24 protein-coding genes are annotated in these 17,938 nt (G+C 70.1%); 12 read left to right on the top strand and 12 right to left on the bottom strand.

Annotation, left to right across the window (positions count from 1 at the left end; genetic code table 11):
- The first annotated feature begins 362 nt into the window (after nucleotides 1–362).
- Nucleotides 363–1,505: a hypothetical protein gene (locus ACMGFG_RS00805; protein WP_436928449.1), complete on the top strand. Its 1,143-nt coding sequence runs from the start codon at nucleotides 363–365 to the stop codon at nucleotides 1,503–1,505.
- A 30-nt stretch (nucleotides 1,506–1,535) separates the two neighbouring features.
- On the opposite strand, the gene ACMGFG_RS00810 is transcribed toward ACMGFG_RS00805, so the two are convergent.
- The gene (locus ACMGFG_RS00810; protein WP_436928450.1) at nucleotides 1,536–2,549 is read right to left on the bottom strand and encodes a mannose-1-phosphate guanylyltransferase; all 1,014 of its coding nucleotides are present in this window, start codon (nucleotides 2,547–2,549) and stop codon (nucleotides 1,536–1,538) included.
- 155 nt (nucleotides 2,550–2,704) lie between these two features.
- On the opposite strand from ACMGFG_RS00810, the gene ACMGFG_RS00815 reads away from it, so the two are divergent.
- Nucleotides 2,705–3,163: a universal stress protein gene (locus ACMGFG_RS00815; RefSeq protein WP_436928451.1), complete on the top strand. Its 459-nt coding sequence runs from the start codon at nucleotides 2,705–2,707 to the stop codon at nucleotides 3,161–3,163.
- 90 nt (nucleotides 3,164–3,253) lie between these two features.
- Here ACMGFG_RS00815 and ACMGFG_RS00820 read toward each other — a convergent pair whose 3' ends face one another.
- The gene (locus tag ACMGFG_RS00820) at nucleotides 3,254–4,090 is read right to left on the bottom strand and encodes an alpha/beta fold hydrolase (RefSeq protein ID WP_436928452.1); all 837 of its coding nucleotides are present in this window, start codon (nucleotides 4,088–4,090) and stop codon (nucleotides 3,254–3,256) included.
- Between the two features lie 190 nt (nucleotides 4,091–4,280).
- Between ACMGFG_RS00820 and ACMGFG_RS00825 the strand changes: the two genes are divergently transcribed.
- Both ACMGFG_RS00825 and ACMGFG_RS00830 read left to right on the top strand, forming a co-directional pair.
- Entirely contained in the window at nucleotides 4,281–4,658 is a 378-nt protein-coding gene (locus tag ACMGFG_RS00825) for a MarR family transcriptional regulator (protein WP_436928453.1), read from the top strand.
- The gene (locus ACMGFG_RS00830) at nucleotides 4,651–5,007 is read left to right on the top strand and encodes a hypothetical protein (protein ID WP_436928454.1); all 357 of its coding nucleotides are present in this window, start codon (nucleotides 4,651–4,653) and stop codon (nucleotides 5,005–5,007) included. Before ACMGFG_RS00825 ends, ACMGFG_RS00830 begins: the two co-directional genes overlap by 8 nt.
- A gap of 125 nt (nucleotides 5,008–5,132) precedes the next feature.
- Here the strand turns inward: ACMGFG_RS00830 and ACMGFG_RS00835 are convergent, their stop codons facing one another.
- The 5 genes from ACMGFG_RS00835 to ACMGFG_RS00855 form a co-directional block, all read right to left on the bottom strand.
- The gene (locus ACMGFG_RS00835; RefSeq protein ID WP_436928455.1) at nucleotides 5,133–5,861 is read right to left on the bottom strand and encodes a helix-turn-helix domain-containing protein; all 729 of its coding nucleotides are present in this window, start codon (nucleotides 5,859–5,861) and stop codon (nucleotides 5,133–5,135) included.
- Nucleotides 5,862–5,926: 65 nt separating this feature from the next.
- On the bottom strand, nucleotides 5,927–6,208 hold the full coding sequence (locus ACMGFG_RS00840; protein ID WP_436928456.1) for a DUF7091 family protein: 282 nt from the start codon (nucleotides 6,206–6,208) through the stop codon (nucleotides 5,927–5,929).
- A gap of 83 nt (nucleotides 6,209–6,291) precedes the next feature.
- Entirely contained in the window at nucleotides 6,292–6,576 is a 285-nt protein-coding gene (locus tag ACMGFG_RS00845) for a type II toxin-antitoxin system RelE family toxin (protein WP_436928457.1), read from the bottom strand.
- On the bottom strand, nucleotides 6,569–6,841 hold the full coding sequence (locus ACMGFG_RS00850; RefSeq protein WP_436928458.1) for a ribbon-helix-helix domain-containing protein: 273 nt from the start codon (nucleotides 6,839–6,841) through the stop codon (nucleotides 6,569–6,571). Before ACMGFG_RS00850 ends, ACMGFG_RS00845 begins: the two co-directional genes overlap by 8 nt.
- A gap of 51 nt (nucleotides 6,842–6,892) precedes the next feature.
- The gene (locus tag ACMGFG_RS00855) at nucleotides 6,893–7,609 is read right to left on the bottom strand and encodes an HAD family hydrolase (RefSeq protein ID WP_436928459.1); all 717 of its coding nucleotides are present in this window, start codon (nucleotides 7,607–7,609) and stop codon (nucleotides 6,893–6,895) included.
- Between the two features lie 250 nt (nucleotides 7,610–7,859).
- Here ACMGFG_RS00855 and ACMGFG_RS00860 point away from each other — a divergent pair, with 250 nt between their 5' ends.
- From ACMGFG_RS00860 to ACMGFG_RS00875, 4 genes are all read left to right on the top strand, one after another.
- A complete protein-coding gene (locus ACMGFG_RS00860) occupies nucleotides 7,860–8,795 on the top strand; it encodes a replication factor A (RefSeq protein WP_436928460.1) in 936 nt (311 codons plus the stop codon).
- The gene (locus ACMGFG_RS00865) at nucleotides 8,796–9,425 is read left to right on the top strand and encodes an RPA family protein (RefSeq protein ID WP_436928461.1); all 630 of its coding nucleotides are present in this window, start codon (nucleotides 8,796–8,798) and stop codon (nucleotides 9,423–9,425) included.
- Between the two features lie 245 nt (nucleotides 9,426–9,670).
- A complete protein-coding gene (locus tag ACMGFG_RS00870; protein ID WP_135365202.1) occupies nucleotides 9,671–10,108 on the top strand; it encodes a DUF8146 domain-containing protein in 438 nt (145 codons plus the stop codon).
- A 143-nt stretch (nucleotides 10,109–10,251) separates the two neighbouring features.
- A complete protein-coding gene (locus tag ACMGFG_RS00875) occupies nucleotides 10,252–10,935 on the top strand; it encodes a haloacid dehalogenase type II (RefSeq protein ID WP_436928462.1) in 684 nt (227 codons plus the stop codon).
- A 21-nt stretch (nucleotides 10,936–10,956) separates the two neighbouring features.
- On the opposite strand, the gene ACMGFG_RS00880 is transcribed toward ACMGFG_RS00875, so the two are convergent.
- Nucleotides 10,957–11,409: a DUF5814 domain-containing protein gene (locus ACMGFG_RS00880; RefSeq protein WP_436928463.1), complete on the bottom strand. Its 453-nt coding sequence runs from the start codon at nucleotides 11,407–11,409 to the stop codon at nucleotides 10,957–10,959.
- Between the two features lie 110 nt (nucleotides 11,410–11,519).
- Here ACMGFG_RS00880 and ACMGFG_RS00885 point away from each other — a divergent pair, with 110 nt between their 5' ends.
- The gene (locus ACMGFG_RS00885) at nucleotides 11,520–11,741 is read left to right on the top strand and encodes a DUF8024 family protein (RefSeq protein ID WP_436928464.1); all 222 of its coding nucleotides are present in this window, start codon (nucleotides 11,520–11,522) and stop codon (nucleotides 11,739–11,741) included.
- 28 nt (nucleotides 11,742–11,769) lie between these two features.
- Here ACMGFG_RS00885 and ACMGFG_RS00890 read toward each other — a convergent pair whose 3' ends face one another.
- The gene (locus ACMGFG_RS00890) at nucleotides 11,770–12,732 is read right to left on the bottom strand and encodes a 5,10-methylenetetrahydromethanopterin reductase (protein WP_436928465.1); all 963 of its coding nucleotides are present in this window, start codon (nucleotides 12,730–12,732) and stop codon (nucleotides 11,770–11,772) included.
- Nucleotides 12,729–13,568, bottom strand: a complete 840-nt coding sequence (locus ACMGFG_RS00895) for a coenzyme F420-0:L-glutamate ligase (protein ID WP_436928466.1) — start codon at nucleotides 13,566–13,568, stop codon at nucleotides 12,729–12,731. The genes ACMGFG_RS00890 and ACMGFG_RS00895 overlap by 4 nt, the downstream gene beginning before the upstream one ends.
- A 121-nt stretch (nucleotides 13,569–13,689) precedes the next feature.
- On the opposite strand from ACMGFG_RS00895, the gene ACMGFG_RS00900 reads away from it, so the two are divergent.
- Nucleotides 13,690–14,628 carry an inositol monophosphatase family protein gene (locus ACMGFG_RS00900; RefSeq protein WP_436928467.1) on the top strand — a complete coding sequence of 313 codons (939 nt, stop codon included), beginning with the start codon at nucleotides 13,690–13,692 and terminating at the stop codon, nucleotides 14,626–14,628.
- Between the two features lie 32 nt (nucleotides 14,629–14,660).
- Here the strand turns inward: ACMGFG_RS00900 and ACMGFG_RS00905 are convergent, their stop codons facing one another.
- The gene (locus tag ACMGFG_RS00905) at nucleotides 14,661–15,149 is read right to left on the bottom strand and encodes a metallophosphoesterase family protein (RefSeq protein WP_436928468.1); all 489 of its coding nucleotides are present in this window, start codon (nucleotides 15,147–15,149) and stop codon (nucleotides 14,661–14,663) included.
- A 140-nt stretch (nucleotides 15,150–15,289) separates the two neighbouring features.
- Between ACMGFG_RS00905 and ACMGFG_RS00910 the strand changes: the two genes are divergently transcribed.
- Together ACMGFG_RS00910 and ACMGFG_RS00915 are read left to right on the top strand one after the other, a co-directional pair.
- A complete protein-coding gene (locus tag ACMGFG_RS00910; RefSeq protein ID WP_436928469.1) occupies nucleotides 15,290–16,693 on the top strand; it encodes an eIF2B alpha/beta/delta subunit family protein in 1,404 nt (467 codons plus the stop codon).
- Nucleotides 16,694–16,771: 78 nt separating this feature from the next.
- The gene (locus ACMGFG_RS00915; RefSeq protein WP_436928470.1) at nucleotides 16,772–17,080 is read left to right on the top strand and encodes a DUF7968 family protein; all 309 of its coding nucleotides are present in this window, start codon (nucleotides 16,772–16,774) and stop codon (nucleotides 17,078–17,080) included.
- 9 nt (nucleotides 17,081–17,089) lie between these two features.
- On the opposite strand, the gene ACMGFG_RS00920 is transcribed toward ACMGFG_RS00915, so the two are convergent.
- Entirely contained in the window at nucleotides 17,090–17,836 is a 747-nt protein-coding gene (locus ACMGFG_RS00920; RefSeq protein ID WP_436928471.1) for an MBL fold metallo-hydrolase, read from the bottom strand.
- Nucleotides 17,837–17,938: the final 102 nt, after the last annotated feature.

The raw sequence follows: 17,938 nt of genomic DNA on the forward strand, positions 1-17,938 counted from the left end.
GGTGCGGCCAGCGAGTGGTCCGCCACGACCGCACCGCAGACGGCCACGACCCTCCCCAGCCGATTCACGAGCCGCGAGTCGCGAATCCACCGTCGGGGCACGCTCCGACGAGCCCCCGGTCGCAGGCTCCCGAGACCTCGCGCAGGTCTGTCGCGCGCACGGGAGCGCGCCCGAGTCAGAGTTCTGACGGCCCATCGGAATCGCGAGCGATTCCGGGACGACAGTGCACGCCGACCGCACCGCGACCGCTCGCCGAGCCTTCACCTGTACTGAGCGCTCCGGGCGCTCCGCCGTGGAGTCCGATATCCTACAAAAACGTCGTTCAGGGAACGGTTTAGGCGTCGGCGTCCACCGGATCGGGTATGACCGACGAGCGACCGACCGACGGGACCGACTGGCGGACGGCGGGCCCCGGCGTTCGGCTGACCGACGCCGACGCGGCCGAACCGCCCCGCGAGACCACTCCCGCGGACGGACAGGCAGGAGCGAACTTCGTCGTGTTCGAACCGGGGTGGCTCCCCGGTGACTGCGCGATACGCGGGACGACGCTCCGGCCGGAACAGCCGCCGGGGCGACCCGACGGGCTGGACGCCGAAGACGTCGGACAGACGCCGTACAGCGAGGGGAACCCGTCGGCGGTCCGGACCGTCGTCGCGGGGGACGGTCGGGAGTTGCGGGTCAAGCAGTTCCTGTACGACTGGGCGCCCCCGGCCGCCAGCGTCGCGCCGCTGTGGGGCACCGAGGACCCGACGCCGGTCGAGGCGGGCGACGCCGTCGGCTTCCTGGGGACCGACTACAAGGGCAACCGGGGCGCCTGCGTCCAGCGAGCGCGCACGCAGGTCGAGGTGTCCGTCCTCGACGGCGAGTTCGACGACGCCGAGCTCGAAGGGCTCCTCGACGGGCTGGAGCCGGCAGTGGACGCGGACCCGGACGCGGACGCAGACCCGGCGGACGGTGAGTCGCCCGCCGTCCGGCAGGTCCCGTTCCACCGGCTGAGCTACTGGGCCCGCTACCGGTGCGAGGCGGTCGGGGTCCCCCACGGGCTGTGGGCCCACGGGATCGCCAGACCCTACGACGAGAGCGTCCCGTGCTCGCCGGTCGCGCTCGGCGACGCGGACCCGCAGCTACTCGTGCCGGGCGACGACGGCGTCGGGGCGGCCTACGCCCTCGACTCGGCCGTGACGTTCCCCGACAGCGGGGCCGTCGAAGCCGTCTACCGTCGGGAGGACAACGGAAGCGACCACCTGTGGATCACCGCGGCGGCACCCGACAGCGAACTCGGGCCGGACGTGCCGCCGGAACCGGCCGACCAGCCAGCGGAGACCCGAGAAACAGTGGAGTTGCGCGGCGAGTCCGTCCACTACGCGGCGCTCACCGAAGCGTCGGGCGCCTGGGAGGCGGTCTGGACCGAGGACGGTGTCACCTACGCCGTCGTCGCGGGCGCGTCGCGGTACCTCGACGGCGACGCCGTCCGGCGGCTGGTCGACGGGCTGGAGCCCGCCTGACCCGCACCCGCAACCACGTCCGCGGCGCCCTCAGAACAGGTCTTCCTCCTCCAGTTCGGAGACGACTTCGCGTACTCGCTGGGCCTGGTCCGTCGGGACGACGAGCGTGCGGTCGCCGTAGGAGGCGACCACGAGGTCGGAGACGCCGACGACGCTGGCGTGGCCGTCGGTGGCGACGACGGTGTTCTCGGCGTCGAGGGTGAGCGCGTCGCCGAGGACCGCGTTGCCGTCCTCGTCGGTGTCGGCCACGCGGGCGACGGCGTCCCACGCGCCCAGGTCGTCCCACTCGAAGGTCGCCGGGACCAGGGCGGCGTCCTCGGTCGCCTCCATGACCGCGTAGTCGACGCTAACCGGGTCGACGGCGTCGAACCCCCGGTCGGGGTCGCCCGCGTCGAGCGCGTCGACGAGCGGGGCCAGCTCCGTGTCGGCGGCCTCCCGGAGGAAGGCGTCGGGCGTCCAGGCGAACATGCCCGCGTTCCAGTAGTAGCCGTGGTGGCGGTAGCGCATCGCCGCGCCCTGGTCGGGTTTCTCCGTGAACGTCTCGACGGGGTAGTACGTGCGGCCGCTGTCGCTCTCGGCCTCCTCGCCCGGCTTGATGTACCCGTAGCCGGTCTCCGGCCGGGTGGGTTCGACGCCGACGGTCACCAGCGAGTCGGTCTCGGCGGCGACGGCGGCGGCGTCGGTCATCGTCCCGGCGAAGTCGCCCTCGATGTGGTGGTCGCTGGGCAGGCAAACCAGGGTGCAGTCGCCGACCTGCTCGCGGACGCGGTGGGCGGCGTAGGCGAGCGCGGGGCCGGTGTCCTTCGGGTCGGGTTCGGTGAGTACCGCGGCCGACGGGGCGTGTTCGCGGACTCCCTCGGCCAGGTCCCGGCGGGTGAGGACGTACACCTCGTCGGCGAAGCCGGCGCGGTCGACGGTCTCGGCCAGCAGCGAGCGGTCGCCGCCGAGCGAGCGGAACTGCTTCGGGCGGTCGCTCCGGCTGGCTGGATACAGGCGGGTCCCGGTCCCGCCCGCGAGGACGACCGCGACGATGGGGTCGGTCATGGCCGGATGATGGAGTGGCCCGGAAAAATAGGCGTGGGTTCGGCGAATCGCGACGGCCGACGGCCGGGGTGGAACCGCTCGCACGACGGACACCGGCGACGGCGTGTGGCCCCTTGCCCCCGGGCGATCTATCAGTTTGGGAGAGATCGAAAGCGGTGAGTACGTACTACCCAGACATCGAACTCATGTACCACGAAATTCTGGTTCCGACCGACGGCAGCGAGTCGATAGCGACGGTCCTCGAACACACGGGAACGGTCGCAGAGGGCCGCGACGCGCGGGTTCACGTCCTCTACGTCGTCGACGACCGGGCGTTCCTGACGCTCGACGACGAGATGAAAGACGACGTGGTCGAGAACCTCCGCCAGGAGGGAGCCGCGGCCGTCGGAGAGGCGTCGGAGCAACTGGAGGCGGCGGACGTCGAGGTGACGACGGCGATAACGAAGGGGAAGCCGGCGGACGAGATAATCGCCTACGTCGAGGAGAACGGGATCGACCTCGTCACGATGGGTACGCGCGGGGACGACACGGAGAATCTGCTCGGCAGTACGGCCCAGACGGTCGTGGCGAACGCTCCCGCGCCCGTCCTGACCGTCAACCTCGCCGGCGAGTAGCGGGTTCGCGTTGACGCCGGACCCGGCTCTCACGCCGGTTCCGGTCTCGACCGTGCTTCTGCCGGTGGCTGCGCCCCTGCCGGCACCCGGTCACCGCTCGCGAAGGAACGACCGCACCTCGGCGGCGGTTCGCTCGGGCGCCTCCGAGGGGCCGCTGTGGCTGACGCCGTCGAACTCGACGAACCGGCTCGACGGGAGCGCGTCGTGGACCGACCGGGCGCTCTCGCGGAGGAACTGCGGTCCCTCGGTGCCGGTGAGCACGAGCACCGGCGCGTCCACGTCGAGCCGGTCGGGCAGCTCGTAGCGCTCGACGGCGTAGTTCATCCGGATCACCTCCTCGACGAGGTCGACGCAGTCGGGCCAGACCGGCCACTCGGCCAGCCAGGCGTCCAGGTCCTCGACTTCCCCGGCGAGGACGACCTGCTCGACGTAGAGCTTCATCGCGCCCTCGCGGTCGCCGTCGTCGAGTCGGGCCGCCATTCGGTCGGCCAGGTCGGCGTGCTCGGCGAACGCCTCGGGGAGGATCGCGGGTTCGTAGGCGACGACGGCCTCGATGGCGTCGCCCTCGCCGTCCTCGGAGAGTGCTCGCGCGGTTTCGATAGCGGTGAGCGCGCCGAAGGAGTGGCCCAGCAGGACGGGCCGTTCGTCGCTCCCGCCGTCGAGGTCGTCGACGAGCGCGCGGACGTACGCGACCTCCCGCTCCAGTACCTCGTCGGGGCCGGTCTCCTCGGGGTCGTCGAGACAGGTCCCGAAGCCCTGGCGTTGCGGGACGACGGCGGCGTGCTCGTCGAAGTGGGGGACGACGGGCTGCCAGTACTCGCGGGGCGCCATCCCGCCGTGAAGGAGGACGACGGGCTGGCCGTCGCCGTGGCGTTCGTACTCGACATCGATACCGTCGGCTGCGGTCGTTGCGCGTGTCGTCGGCATGGGGCTCCTCGTTGTGGGGTCGCGGGGCTACGTCTGACTCTCAGTCGTGCGGCCGTTTTTATAGCCACACCACGACCACACCGTCCTCGGTACCGGACCATCGGAGCCATCTGCCCGAACCGGCTCGGCGATACATTCAGTATATCTTATATATCGATGCGTTCAATACATATGATACGCAACGTCCGGTATGCCGATCAGTACCGACCGATTCGAGCAGCTGGGGGCCGACGGGGAGGAAGACGGTCCGACGCCGGGCACGAACGCAGCGGCGATCCTCGCCTTTCTCCGGGACAACCCGGACAAGGCGTACACGCAGAGCGAGATCGCGGACGCGACGGACGTGAAAGCGGGCTCGGTCGGCCCGACGCTCGTCCGGTTGCGCGAGCGGGGGCGCGTCGACCACCGCGGGCACTACTGGCGCGTCAGCGACCACGAGCGGAGCGCGGACGCGGCGGCCGACCAGTCCGCCGCCGCGCTCGCGAGTCGCGAGGGCGACGACGAGACTCCGGAGATGGCGGCCTGGCGGGACCACGCGGTCGACCCCCGCGAACACCGCGATGAGTGACCGGTTCGCGGACGGCGACGTGTTCTGGGCGCCGGACCCCTACAACGCGGGTAGCGACCCGAGACCGTGGCTGGTGCTGGCCGCAGATTCGATCCCGTATGCCGGCGAGGAATACCTCTGCGCGGGGCTAACGCTGAGCGACCTTCCGGACAACGTCGAGATCACCGACGGGGACTGGGTGGTCGGGTCCGACCCCGAGCGAACGTCGTACTGTTCACCGTGGGTGCTCGCGACCGTCAAACACGACGCGGTCGCGAGCGCGCAGGGGGCCGTGACCGACGCGTTCACGCGCCGGATCGTCGAACGGAGCGTCGCGTACCTCTCCGGTGACGTGTCGGTCGAGTTCTGATACGGATTATCGCAAGTCATTCCGGGATCGACCGCACGACTGCGTGCGGTCGACCCGGTAAACGCTCGCAATAATCCGTATGAGCGGTCGTATCGCCGGTAGTAGACGGCAGAGTGGGAGCGAGGTCAGGGCGGTTGCCCGGCGAGCGGCGCTTCCGATCCGACGTGTGTCTCGACGAGGTGGGTCTGGGCCCGGCGGAGTCGCTCGGAACACGACGACGCCGAGATGCCGAGTTCGGCGGCCACGTCGTCGAGCGTCGCCGTCCGCGGGATCTCGAAGTAACCCAGCCGATAGGCGGTCCGGATCGCCTCGCGCTGGGCGTCGGTGAGGCCGTCGCCGTCGTCGGCGTCGATGCCGGTACCGAACCCGTCCCCGGCGTCGTCGCCGACGCGGGTGAGCTTGCGCAGTCGGAAATCCGTGTTGCGCTGCCAGAACTCGCGGAGTTCGTCGAACGCGGCGCGGTCGGCGAACCGACCCGTCTGAACCCAGCCGGTCGGGGTGGCGCGGATGCGCTCGATGTGTGTCGCCGTCTCGTAGAGCGCCCGCAGGTCGTCCAGGTTGTCGAGGTGGTCCCCGAGCTGTTCGGCCATGCTCGTGCCCGGCCGGATCGAGTAGCGGGTCGCGTCGCCCTCGCGGACGATGCGCCGGCACTCGCCGACGAACGGCGTCCGCTCGAACTCGGCCTCGACCGCGGCGACGGTCTCCGCGTCCCCGAGCACGCGGACCGTGAAACGCGGCCGATCGCTCATACCGGGGCTGATCGCGAGGTCGATCTCGGCGTCGGGGACCGCCGCGGCCACGCCGACCAGCGGGAGGGCCGCACAGCCGAGGTGGTATTCGGCGCGGAGGGCCATACCCGTCCCTCGACTCCGGATGTCAAATGTCCGTCGAAACGGCGGCGGCGACCGACGGCCACCGCTCACCAGGTCTCGATGTCGCCGGACCGGATGTCCTCGACGCAGCCCTGGCAGTCCTGCGATCGCGGGTCGAAACAGCCCGGTCTGTGTTCGGGGTCGAGTTCGACCGCGCGGCGCTCGGCGTAGCGGCGACAGACGATCCTCGCGCGGCCGTCGTCGCCGTGGGGCAGGTCGGCCTCCGCCGAACGCCGGGCGTGTCTGTAGGCGCGCTTGGCCTCGCCGATCTGGCGGCCCGCCGACCGGAGCTTCTGCCGGAGGACGCGCTCGATGCGGTCGTCTGCCATCCGTTCGCGGGTTGGTCCGGGTGGCCCTTAGCCCCGTCGGCGTCCGGAGGGATCGGAGCGACGATCGCGCCTTTACAAGTGAGTCAGTCGTCGTCCGCCTTGTACGCCCCACCGCGATGCTCGATAGTATAAATATCCAGCACTCGCTCGGTGTGGTCACACTCAGCGCCCAGTCGGAACTGCCCGATCCTGAGCTTCGAGTGCGGGGCGCCGGTCAACGGTTCGAGGTAGTCGTCGGGCTCGCGCCACTGGTCGGTGACGATCTCGTCGAGTTTGTCGGTAATTCGGTCCTGTGCGTGGGCGTCGAGATCGTCGTACGTCCGCTTCGCAGGTGCCCGAAACTGCCAGTACCAGTCGTCCTTACTCATCCGTGCCGACGATCTCGTCGCGCGAGAACGACTCGCTCTCGCCCGTCCGACGGGCGTGCTCGACGGCCGCGATCTCCTTCCAGCTCTCGCGCGACAGGTCGGGGTGGCGAACCGCGTCGCGCAGCGATTCGCGGATGAATTCACTTCGGCTGTTGTAACCCTCCTCGCGCCACGTCGCATCGATATCCTCCAGAAACGCCTCTGTCACCCGGATATTGATGTTCGTCTTCTCCGGCTCGTCATTGGCCGTATCCGTATTAGACATACGTGAGTGTTACACGCTCGGCTGGAAGAGTGTTTGGATGAGAATCGCCGCTCAGACCAGATCGTCGACCACCGGTTCGACCTCGGCCAGTGTCTCGACGACGTAGTCGGGTTCGCGGACCTCGCCGACTGGCGGCGTCGCGTGCGCGGTGACCTGGACGGTCGTCATCCCGACCTCGGACGCCCACGTGTCCTCGTCGACCCTGTCGCCGACCATCAGACAGTCCTCGCCGTCGAAGCCCGTCCGGTCGAGGAACGCCTCGAACGGCTCGACGGTCGATTTCTCGGCCTCGACAGCGGTGGATGTCAACACGAGGTCGAACGGGTCGGTTTCGAGCGGTCCGGTGTCGAGTGATTCGATCCGACGGTCGGTCATCAGTTCGTTCCCGTTCGTGATGGCGCCGACGAACAGGTCGCGGTCGTGACAGTGGTCGAGGAGCGCGACGGCGTGGTCGTCGGGCGACTCCGCGTCGAGGCGGGCCTCCCAGAAGACGCGATCCAGCGTCTCGCAGTCCTCGGCGCGCGCCTCGCGGCCCCAGACCTCGAAGAACAGTTCGGTGTAGCGGCCGAGTTCGAACCGGCGATAGTCCCCGTGGTAGCGCTCGCCGAACCGCTCGTTCGTCCGCTCGGAGAGGTCGTCGAACGTCTCGCGGTCGATGTCGTATCCCAGCTCCCGCATCTTCCGGAACCGAGCGTCGACGGCGCGCTGTACGTCGTTCTCCCCGTGAAACAACGTCCCCCCGAAGTCGAAGACGACCGCGTCGAGCATCGGAGTCGATCGATGCGAGCGGCGAGCAAATAATCGTATCCCTCCCCCCGACCGGATGGCCGACTCCTGCGACGCGCCCGAACGCGCCGTCGTCGGTAGAGAACCGTCCCGACGGCCGGAAGTATCCGCAGTGATACCCGTCCGTTCCTGCGGTTTTCACTTTCACTCCGCTGGCCGAGAGTTTATATACGGGGGCGACCAAGAGAGGAGTGTCTCCCATCGAAACAACGCGGAGACAGGAACGACACAGATGACGGATTTGCGTACCCAGGCGACAGAGATACACGAACAGTTCGAGGACCAGCTAGACCTTTCCGTCGACGACGTGGAGGAGCGTCTCGACACGCTGGTCAACGAGTACAAGGTCCCCCTCTCGGAGGCCCGGCGGAGCGTCACCAACACCTACCTCGACGAGGCGGGCATGGAGCGCGACGAGCTCGGCGGCGGCGGGTCCGGCAACGACCGGGTCCAGGTCGCCGACGTCGACGCCCCCGAGGAGTGGGTCGACATCAAGGGCGAGGTCACGGAGCTGTGGGAGGCCAACTCCGACGCCGTGGCGCAGGTCGGCCTACTCGGCGACGAGACGGGCACGATCAAGTTCACCAAGTGGTCGAAATCGGACCTGCCCGAGCTGGAGGAGGGGGGGGTCTACGACCTCCGGAACGTCGTCACCGACGAGTACGAGGGGCGGTTCTCGGTGAAGCTCAACCGCACCACGGTGATCGAGGAACTCGACGAGGAGATCGAGGTCGGCGACGACGACGTGACCGTCGAGGGCGCCTTAGTCGACATCCAGTCCGGGTCCGGGCTGATCAAGCGCTGCCCGGAGGAGGACTGCACGCGCGTCCTCCAGAACGGCCGCTGCAACGAGCACGGCGAGGTCGAGGGCGAGTTCGACCTCCGGATCAAGGGCGTGCTCGACGACGGCGACGGGGTCCACGAGGTCCTCTTCGACAAGGAGGCCACGGAGAACCTGACCGGCATCACGCTGGAGGAGGCCCAGGAGATGGCGATGGACGCGCTCGACACGTCCGTCGTCGCCGACGAGATGCGCGCGGACCTGCTCGGGAAGTACTACCGGGTCACCGGGCCGACCTTCCGGCGGTACGTGCTGGTCGACGAGGTCGAGCGGCTCTCCGAGCCGGCGGACGCTGAAGCCGTGCTGATCAAAGCGAGGTCGATATAGATGGCGACGACACCCACCCGCGAGGTCGCCCGCCGCGTGTTCGCGGGCGAGTTCAACGACGCGACCTACACGTTCAAGGAGAGCGACGACGAGCGAGCGCCGGTCTACCTGCTGCTCCCGACGGGCGAGCGGGCCAACCGCGTGTTCCTCGTCGGGACGCTCATGGAGACCGAGGACGTGGGCGACGACAGCGAGTACTGGCAGGGGCAGGTCATCGACCCCAACGGCGACCGCTACTACATGTACGCGGGCCAGTACCAGCCCGACGCGGCCTCGATGCTGCGGGAGCTGGAGCCGCCGGCCTACGTCTCGGTCGTCGGCAAGCCCCGCACCTACGAGACCGACGACGGCGAGGTGAACGTCTCCATCCGACCGGAGTCGATCACCGAGGTCGACGCGGCGACCCGGGATCGGTGGGTCGTCGAGACGGCCGAGCGCACGCTCGAACGGATCCGCCGCTACAAGGACGAGACCGGCGAGGACGGCGACGGCGCGGCCGTCGACGAGTACGTCGCGATGGCCGCCGAGGAGTACGACCTCCCGGTCGAGAACTACCGCCGGCAGGTCGTCGAGGCCCTGGAGAGCCTCGAAGACGAGGAGGCCGTCGCCGCCGAGGCCGGCGACGCCTGACTCCCGGCCCGCGGTAGCGACCCCTCCGACCGCGATTCTTTGCGCTGAAACGACACGACCGGCGCCGATATCGTCGAGCGGCGGCGCGACACCGGACCGACGGCGACCCCGGTTATCAGATTCGATTCCACTGACCGGGTGGAAACCGGCCGATATGGCAGTCGTATCGATTTATTTCACGGTAACAGGGACTCGTGCCAGCGTCTGACAAACGATTAAGTGGGCCGAGAACGGACTGCGGAGTAATGAGCAAGAACAAGACGATCTCCTTTCGCGTGAGCGAGGACAAGTTCGAGACGCTCCGCGAGATCGCCGACGAGCGGGATCTGTCGCTGTCGGCGGTGTTCAGGGACTACGTCGACATGCTCGTCGCCCACGACGGGCAGGTGGAGGTGGTCCCGGAACACCAGCTCAACGAGTCCAGCGCCTCGACGAGCGACACCGAGAGCTTCCCGCCGAAGGTCGAGGTGCCCAAGAGCTTCGTCCGCGAGCACGAGCGGCTAGAACTCGAAGCGGAACACCTCCGCGAGCAGCTCGAGGAGCACAAGCGCTACGTGACGAAACTCCGCCAGCAGCTCGACGAGCACGACCAGGAGGACGTGGTCCAGCTCGAGGACCTCGACGGCAGCGAGGACGACGAGGAGGCCTCCTACCGGCTGGGCAACTTCGAAGAGTCGATCTAGACCTCTTTCCTTCGGTTTCCATACTCCACGCGCGTTCTGTCCCGGCTTTGCCTCGCCGCAGGCTCCCGTCTCGCCCGTCGTCCTCGCGTTCGACACCCGCCAGGCGAGCCGTTATGTGACCGGCGATCGTGGGTTGGTACCGTATGACGTTCGACCCCGACCGCGTGTCGACGCTCCTGTTCGACTCGTACAGTACGCTCGTGGACGTGGAGGCCGCCGAGCGGGCGCTCGCGGAGCGGGTCGACGAGCCCGAACCCGTCTCGGATCTGTGGCGGGCGCGGTCGCTGGAGTACACGATGGTCGCCAACCACATCGACGCCTACCAGCCGTTCTACGAGATGAACCGGGACGCGCTCCAGTACGCGCTGGACGCGACCGACGCCGATATCTCCGCCGACGAGCGCGACGAGATCCTCGCCGTCTACCACGAACTCGACGTGTTCGACGACGTGCGGGAGGGACTCGAAGCACTCACCGACGCGGGCTACGACTGCTACGTCCTCTCGAACGGCAACCCCGCGATGCTGGACTCGCTGGTCGACCACGCAGACATCGGGGACCTGGTCGCGGACACGATCAGCGCCGACGAGGTGGAACTGTTCAAACCCCACGCGGACCTGTACCGCCACGCCGCCGAGCGGGTCGGCGAGCCGGTCGAGGCGCTGGCCCACGTCACGGCGCTGTGGTTCGACGTGATGGGCGCCCAGCACGCCGGGATGCAGGGCGTGTGGGTCGACCGCAAGGGCGACCCGCAGGAGACGTTCGGTCCGGAGCCGGACCTGACCATCGAGACGTTCCACGACCTGGTCACAGCGCTCGAAGCGTGAGAACGCGGAGACGGCGAAGCGCTAAAGCAGTTCCTCGCGTTTGCGACGGGCGTCGCTCGCGAAGTCGGAGCGGCCGTCCACGTCGGCAAGCGTCTCGACGGCTTCGAGCGTGCGGACGGCGCCGTCGAGGAACGAAAGCACGTCGCCGGGGTAGGCGTAGAGCATGTAGTCGTCGCCCATCACGTCGACGATGGCGTCGGGGCCCATCCCCTGGGCCCGGAGGTCGAGGAGATACCCGACGAACTTCTCCTCGGGGTGGCCGCAGTGGGGGTTGGCCTCGCAGTCGCAGTCCATGAAGTCCTGGGCGAAGTCGAGCACCCGGTCCTGGGTGGCATCGTCGAGCTTCGCGAGGTTCTCCCCCTGGTAGAGGATGTCCAGCGTCGCCCCCTTGAACGCCCCCTTGGGGAACGAGGTCTCTAGCTGGGAGGCGATCTGCTGGTGGTTCTTGACGTAGATCTTGTCCGTGATGGCCACGGCTACCCGGAGGGAGCGGCCGCGGGGGCAAAAGCGTCTCGGACGAACGCCGGGGGAGCTACCGGCCCGCACACGAAACGTCGAAGTAGGGAGGGTCCGAACCGTCGGGTATGGTCAGTCTCGCAGACGCGGCGGTGGAGCTCGTCAACAGCGCCGTGGAGATGCCCGGGAAGTTCGCGGAGGTCGCGGCCCACGACCCGCTCAACTACGTCCTGATCGCCTTCGGCGCCCTGTTCGTCCTCGGCGCCTCGGCGGTGTTCGGCGTCCTCTCGCTCGGCGCCTTCTTCTCGCTGTTCACCGGCGCGAGCTCCCCGCCCCCGGAAGCGCGATAGCCCGGGACCGCCCGCCGCTCCTCGCGACTCACTCCAGCTCGCCCAGCAGTTCGATAGCCCGTTCGGCGTCGGGGCCGAGCGGCGACGCGGCGACGAAGCTGTCGGCGTACTCAAGCACGGCGTCGATGTCGGCCGCGACCTCCGCCGGCGAGCCCGCGATGCAGAAGGCGTCGAGCATCGCGTCGGTGACCAGCCCGGCGGCCTCGCGGAACTCGCCGGCCGACACCGCATCGCCCACCTCGCTCGCGGCCTCGCGGTCGATGTCGTGGCGCTCCAGCACCGGCGGGGGCGCACCGCCGGCGACGAACGCGACCGGGAAGCGCGCCTCCTCGCGGGCCGCCTCGCCGTCCTCGGCGACGCTGACGGCGGCGTAGGCGGCGAAATCGAACTCCCCGCGGTCGTCGGGCCGTTCGTCCAGTCCCTCGGCGACCCGCTCGCTGGCCCACGCGTAGTCACGCGGGTGGGCGCCGTTGTAGAGGACGCCGTCGGCGTGTTTGGCGGCCATGCGGGTCATGTGCGGGCCCTGCGCGCCGACGTAGACCGGGATCTCGCCGACCTCGTAGTTGAGGCCGGCGTCGGCCGCCTCGAAGGTGCCGTCGTGGTCGACGCGCTCGCCGTCCCAGAGTCGCCGGGCGATCTTGAACGTCTCCAGCACCCGGCGGAGGGGACTGTCGGGGTCGATCCCGAGGTTCGCGAGCGTCGATGCGTCCCCGGGGCCGACGCCGAAGACGCCGCGGCCGCCGCTGTACTCGTCGAGGGTGGCCATCCGCGAGGCCAGCGTCACGGGGTGGGTCTCGTAGGGGTTGGCGACGCCCGGCCCCACGTCGATATCGTCGGTCTCACCGGCGATGGCCGTGAGCGCGGCGAACTGGTCGCGATTGTTGTAGTGGTGGCTGACGAACGCGGCGTCGAAGCCGACCCGCTCCGCGGTCGCGCCCAGCTGTGCTATCGTCGAGACCGGCTGCTCCGGCGTGAGTTCGATCGCTCTCATTCGGTGTCTCCTCCGTCATTCGCGCCGTCGTCGTCCGCGCCGCCGTTGTCGTCCGCCCGGTCGCCGCCGCTCCCGCGCAACCGCGCCTTGTCGTACTCCCACTCCCGCAGCGCGTCGCGGACGTAGTCGCCCTCCGGCGAGCGGAAGAGGCCGTCGTGGGGCTCGTGGTCGCCGAACTCGAAGCCCCGGACGACGACGACGGGGAGGCCGTCGTCGCCCTCGCCGGTCAGGAGGTTGGCGGCGGCGGCGAGTTCGTCGACGACCGCCTCGACGGTGACGCCGAGTTCCCGGCCGTCGCGGTCGGTCTCGCCGCGCCAGTCGCGGGCCGCTGGCAGCCCCGCCCAGCCGATGGCGACGCCCCGTTGTCCCTGGCGGAAGGGCCGTCCCGAGGTGTCGGTGACGACGACCGGCGCGTCCAGCGTCTCCGAGACCCGCTCGGCGCTGGCCGAGGGGTCCTCGGGGAGCAGGAGCAGGTCCGAGTCGGGGACGTTCGAGCGGTCGATGCCGGCGTTGACGGAGATGTGGCCGAACCGCGTGACGGCGAGCATGAGCGGCTCCTCGGTGAGCAACTCGGTGCTCTCGTCGAGGACCGCCTGGGCGAAGCGGGGGTCTTTCGCCTCGCCGGCGAGGTCCCCGATGCGCTCGGCGATGCGTTCGGCCCGCGGCCCGGGGTCGAACTCGTCGAGGTCGGCGCCCCGGTCTTCCGCCTTCGAGACGATAGAGTGGGAGACACAGACCACGTCGCCCTCCCGGAGGTCGACGGCGTCGGCGACGAGTTCGCCCACGTCGTCGCCCGGACGGACCTCCGGGATGCCCTCGACCGCGAACAGTTCCATACCCCGACTGGGTCGTGCCCCGTCAAAAGCGCCCCGTTACGAGCAGGGATCGCCCGGGTCGGTGACGGCCGCCAGGCCCCGATCCGAAACGCTCGTAGGACGGCGGTCCACACCCCAGGCTATGCCCGACGACTCCGCAGGTGCCGACGCAGGGGAGTCGAGCGACGCGAGGCGACCCTCGTCAGAGCTTCGCTCTGACGGCGGTGCCGACAGCGCCGGCGCTCCCCGGTCCGGTTCGACCGACGACGACCCCGCCGTCGACGCCGACGCGCTGGCCGACACCGCCCGTCGCGCCGTCGAGGCCGGCGGCGACTACCTCCGCGAAGCCTTCGAGAACGGCGCCACGCCGGCCGACTACACGGCCAAGGACGTGAAAGCCGAGGCCGACCGCGAGGCCGAGCGGCGCGTTCTCGACGCCATCACCGACGCCCACCCGGACCACCGGATCTCGGCCGAGGAGTCCGGCGACCACGACGGCGACGGGGCCTACCGCTGGGTGGTCGACGCCCTCGACGGCACGAACAACTTCGCCGCCGGTATCCCCACGTTCGGCGTCGCCGCGACGGCCTGCGACCGGGCCGGCCCGGACGGCCCGGAGAACCGGCCCGTCGCCACCGCGGTTCACGTGCCAGTCCTCGACGACACCTACGTCGCGACCCGGGGCGGCGGCGTCGAGTACAACGGGACGCCGGTCGAGGTGACCGACGGGCCGACGCTCCCGCCGGAGAAGGCGACCGTCGGGATGATAATTGGCCCCGAGGTGGTCTCGGGCGGCGCCGATCGCCGCGAGTGGGACGCCATCACCGACGCGGTCGAGGAGATCCCCAAGCGGGCGATCCAGACGTGGGCGCCCGTGGTCTACTGGGGGCTGCTCGCCCGCGGGAAACTGGAGGGGTTCGTCTGTTACTACCCCGCCGAGCGCGAGCAGGTCGCCGGGTCGCTGCTCGCCGTCGAGGCCGGCGCCGTCGCGCGCTCGGAGGGGCCGCTGACCGTCTTCGGCGCTGACAGGGAGATCCGCGACACCCTGTTCGACGCCGCGACGGGCGCGCTGTCCGAGTGACCGGCGAGCGCTCGACTCTCTCCCCGCCCCGTTCAGGCTTCGTGGACGGTCACGTCCAGGTCGCCGTCGGCCGCGTCGACGGTCATCATCGTCGCCCGGTCGGCGGGCGCGGCGGCGGTCGCGCTCCCGGGATTCAGGAGCCGCACACCGTCGACCTCCCGGTCGAACACCTGGTGGGTGTGCCCGGCGACGCCCACCCGCGGTTCGTCGGCTTCCTCGCGGACCGCGGCGGCGACCCGGTCCGCCCAGCCGCGCTTGGATCCGGTGCCGTGGAGGACGACGACGGTGACGCCGCCGAGTTCGACGGTCACCAGATCGGGGAGGCCGACCTGGGGGTCCATGTTCCCCGCGACGGCGGTCAGCTCGGGCGCCAGGTCCTGCACGTCGGCGAGCGTCCCCTTCGAGTCGAAGTCGCCGGCGTGGACGACGTGGTCGGCCGCGCGGATCCGCTCGCGGAACGCGTCGGGGATCCGGCTGGCGCGCGAGGGGATGTGCGTGTCGCTGACGAGGGCGATCTCCATACGGCGGCGTTCGACCGGGACGCCCAAGTCGGTTCCCCCTCGCGGACCTGCGGGTCGCCTCGGAGACCGCCGCGGGGCCGGCGCCGACCGCCCGGAGCCGACCCCGAGGCTGATACGGCAGGCGGGCGAACCTGCGAGCGATGACCGGAGAGAGCGACGGGACCGCTGAGGTGCCTTCCGAGGCTGACCTCGACGAGACCCACGTCGTGACGGTGTTCCTCCGCAACGACGGGGACGTGCTGCTCCTGCGTCGGAGCGACGCGGTCGGCTCGTACACTGGGCAGTGGGGCGCCGTCGCGGGCCACGCCGAAGGTGATCCCGACGCCGCCGCCCGCGAGGAGGTCCGCGAGGAGACTGGCATCGACCCCGGCGACGAGGCGGCGCTGGTTCGGCGGGGCGACCCCTTCGAAGTGGTCGACGAGGACCTCGGCCGCCGGTGGATCGTCCACCCCTATCTGTTCGACTGCGAGGTGCGAACCGTCGAACCGAACGAGGAGACCGACGAGTTCGAGTGGACGGCGCCGACGGCGATCCTGCGACGCGAGACGGTACCCGACCTCTGGACCTCCTACGACCGGGTGCGGCCGACGGTCGAGACGGTCGCCGAAGACGCCGAACACGGGTCGGCCTGGATATCGCTGCGCGCGCTGGAAGTGCTCCGGGACGAGGCCGCGCTGGCGGTCGAACGGGCGGGCGGCGACGACGCGGCAGGCGCCGGCGGTGACCGTCGGGACGCCGACGGCGACGACGCGGACGGTCGTCCAGCCGACTGGACGGACCTCGTCGCCGTCGCCCGCGCCCTGCTCGACGCCCGCCCGTCGATGGCCGTGGTCGCCAACCGCGTCAACCGGGCGATGGACGCGGCGAGCGAGGAAGCCACACCGGCCGCACTCGAACCCGCTGCCCTCGAAGGCATCAGGCGTGCGAGCGACGCTGACTCCGATGCAGCGGCCGTCGTGACCGACCGGTTCCCGGACCGAGTCGCCACGCTCTCGCGGTCGGGGACGGTCGCGGCGGCGGTCGAGCGGGCCGATCCGGACTCGGTGCTGGTCGCCGAGTCGCGGCCCGGTCGGGAAGGCGTCGATACCGCCGAGCGCTTCGCCGATCGGACCGACGCCGCGGTGACGGTGACGACCGACGCGGCGCTGGCCGACCGGCTGGCGGCGACGGATATCGAGGCGGTCGTCGTCGGCGCCGACACGATCCTGCCGGACGGACGGGTGGTCAACAAGGTCGGGACGCGCGGTGCAGCGGCCGCCGCCGCGACCGAGGGGATCGACTGCTACGTCGTCGCCGCGAGCGACAAGATAGCGGCCGCGAGCGCCGAGGGCCGGACGAGCACGGGTCCCGACGTGGACCGCGAGGAGCGCGACCCTCGCGAGGTGTACGACGGCGACGCCGCCGTCGGGGTCGCGAACCCGACCTTCGACGTGACGCCGCCCGACCTGGTCGACGCGGTCGTCACCGAGCGCGGCGCGCTCGACGCCGACGAGGTCCGTGCCGTCGCCGACGAGCACGCCGGACTGACGGGATGGGATGAGTGAACGGAGACAGCCGCGTTCGACCGCCCGGCGCGCCGGTCCGCACAACCGTTTTCACCGAGAGCCACCTCCGATAGACCAGTGACAGTCGACGCCACCGCCGACGGGGTCGCCGAGCGCGTCGTCGTCCGGTACGCGCCGGTCACCGACCGGATCGCCGAGGAACTCTCGAAGCCGCAGTACCGCGCCTACCTCCGGCGGGCGGAGTCGGGACCGGTCGCCGCCGGCGACGAGTGGGACGGGTTCGTCAGCCGCGGCTGCGGCGCGACCGCGGACGTGACGCTCACCGTCGAGGCAGTCGAGGGCGGCGACAGCGTGGGTGAGGGGACGGAGTTCGCGTTCCGACCGGCCGAAGACGGCGACCCCGAGCCTCCGTCGGACGACAGTTGATCCGGCCGCTCAGCGCTCGTCGAGCGCGACGGGGACGCCGGCCTCGGCCACGTCGGCGGCGAACCCCCGCGAGTCGGTTTCGAGGGTCGAGAAAGTGTTGTAGTGGACGGGGACGACGAGTTCCGGCTCCATCGCGGCGGCGAGCGCGGCGGCCTCGTGGCGGTCCATCGTGAATCGTGGACCGATCGGCGGGCAGAACACCGACACCTCGACGTTCTGGTGGGGACCCAGCGCGTCCGTGTCGCCGGGGTAGAGGACTCGTTTGCCCTCCACGTCCACGACGAACCCGCAGCCGAATCCCTCGGGGTGGAACGGGGTGCCGTCGGGGCGGGTGTGGGGGCCGTTCTCCTCGTTGTACGCCGGGACCGTCCAGATCGGGACGCCGTCGACGGTCAGCGATTCCTTGTCGCCGACGGTCACCACGTCGTACGGCAGCGAGTCCAGCGGCGGGAGTTCGCGGTCCTCGACCCCCTCCTCGATGGCCTCGAAGGCGACGACGGTGGTGTCCGGACCGGCCACTCGCTCGACGCCGTCGGGGTCGTAGTGGTGGACGTGGGTGAGACAGACCACGTCGGCGTCCTCCGGTCGGTAGTCCCGCGCCGGGGGGTGCCCGACCCCCTCCGTGTCCGGTTCCCACTCGCCGGTGAGCACGCCGTATCGCCCGGGATCGGTGTAGACGACGGTGTCCTCGCCCGCGAACCGCAGCGTGGCGTAGCCGAGCCACTCGACGGTGATCCCGTCGTGGCGCACGGTCATTGCTACGGATAGGCGTCCGAGTACACATAAGTCGGGTGTTTGTCGACCGAACGTGAGTGTGTTCGATGTAATAGATTGTATTCACTGTCTCGCGGTCGAACA

The sequence above is a fragment of the Halosimplex halobium genome, assembly GCF_051414055.1.
Lineage (GTDB): Archaea > Halobacteriota > Halobacteria > Halobacteriales > Haloarculaceae > Halosimplex > Halosimplex halobium.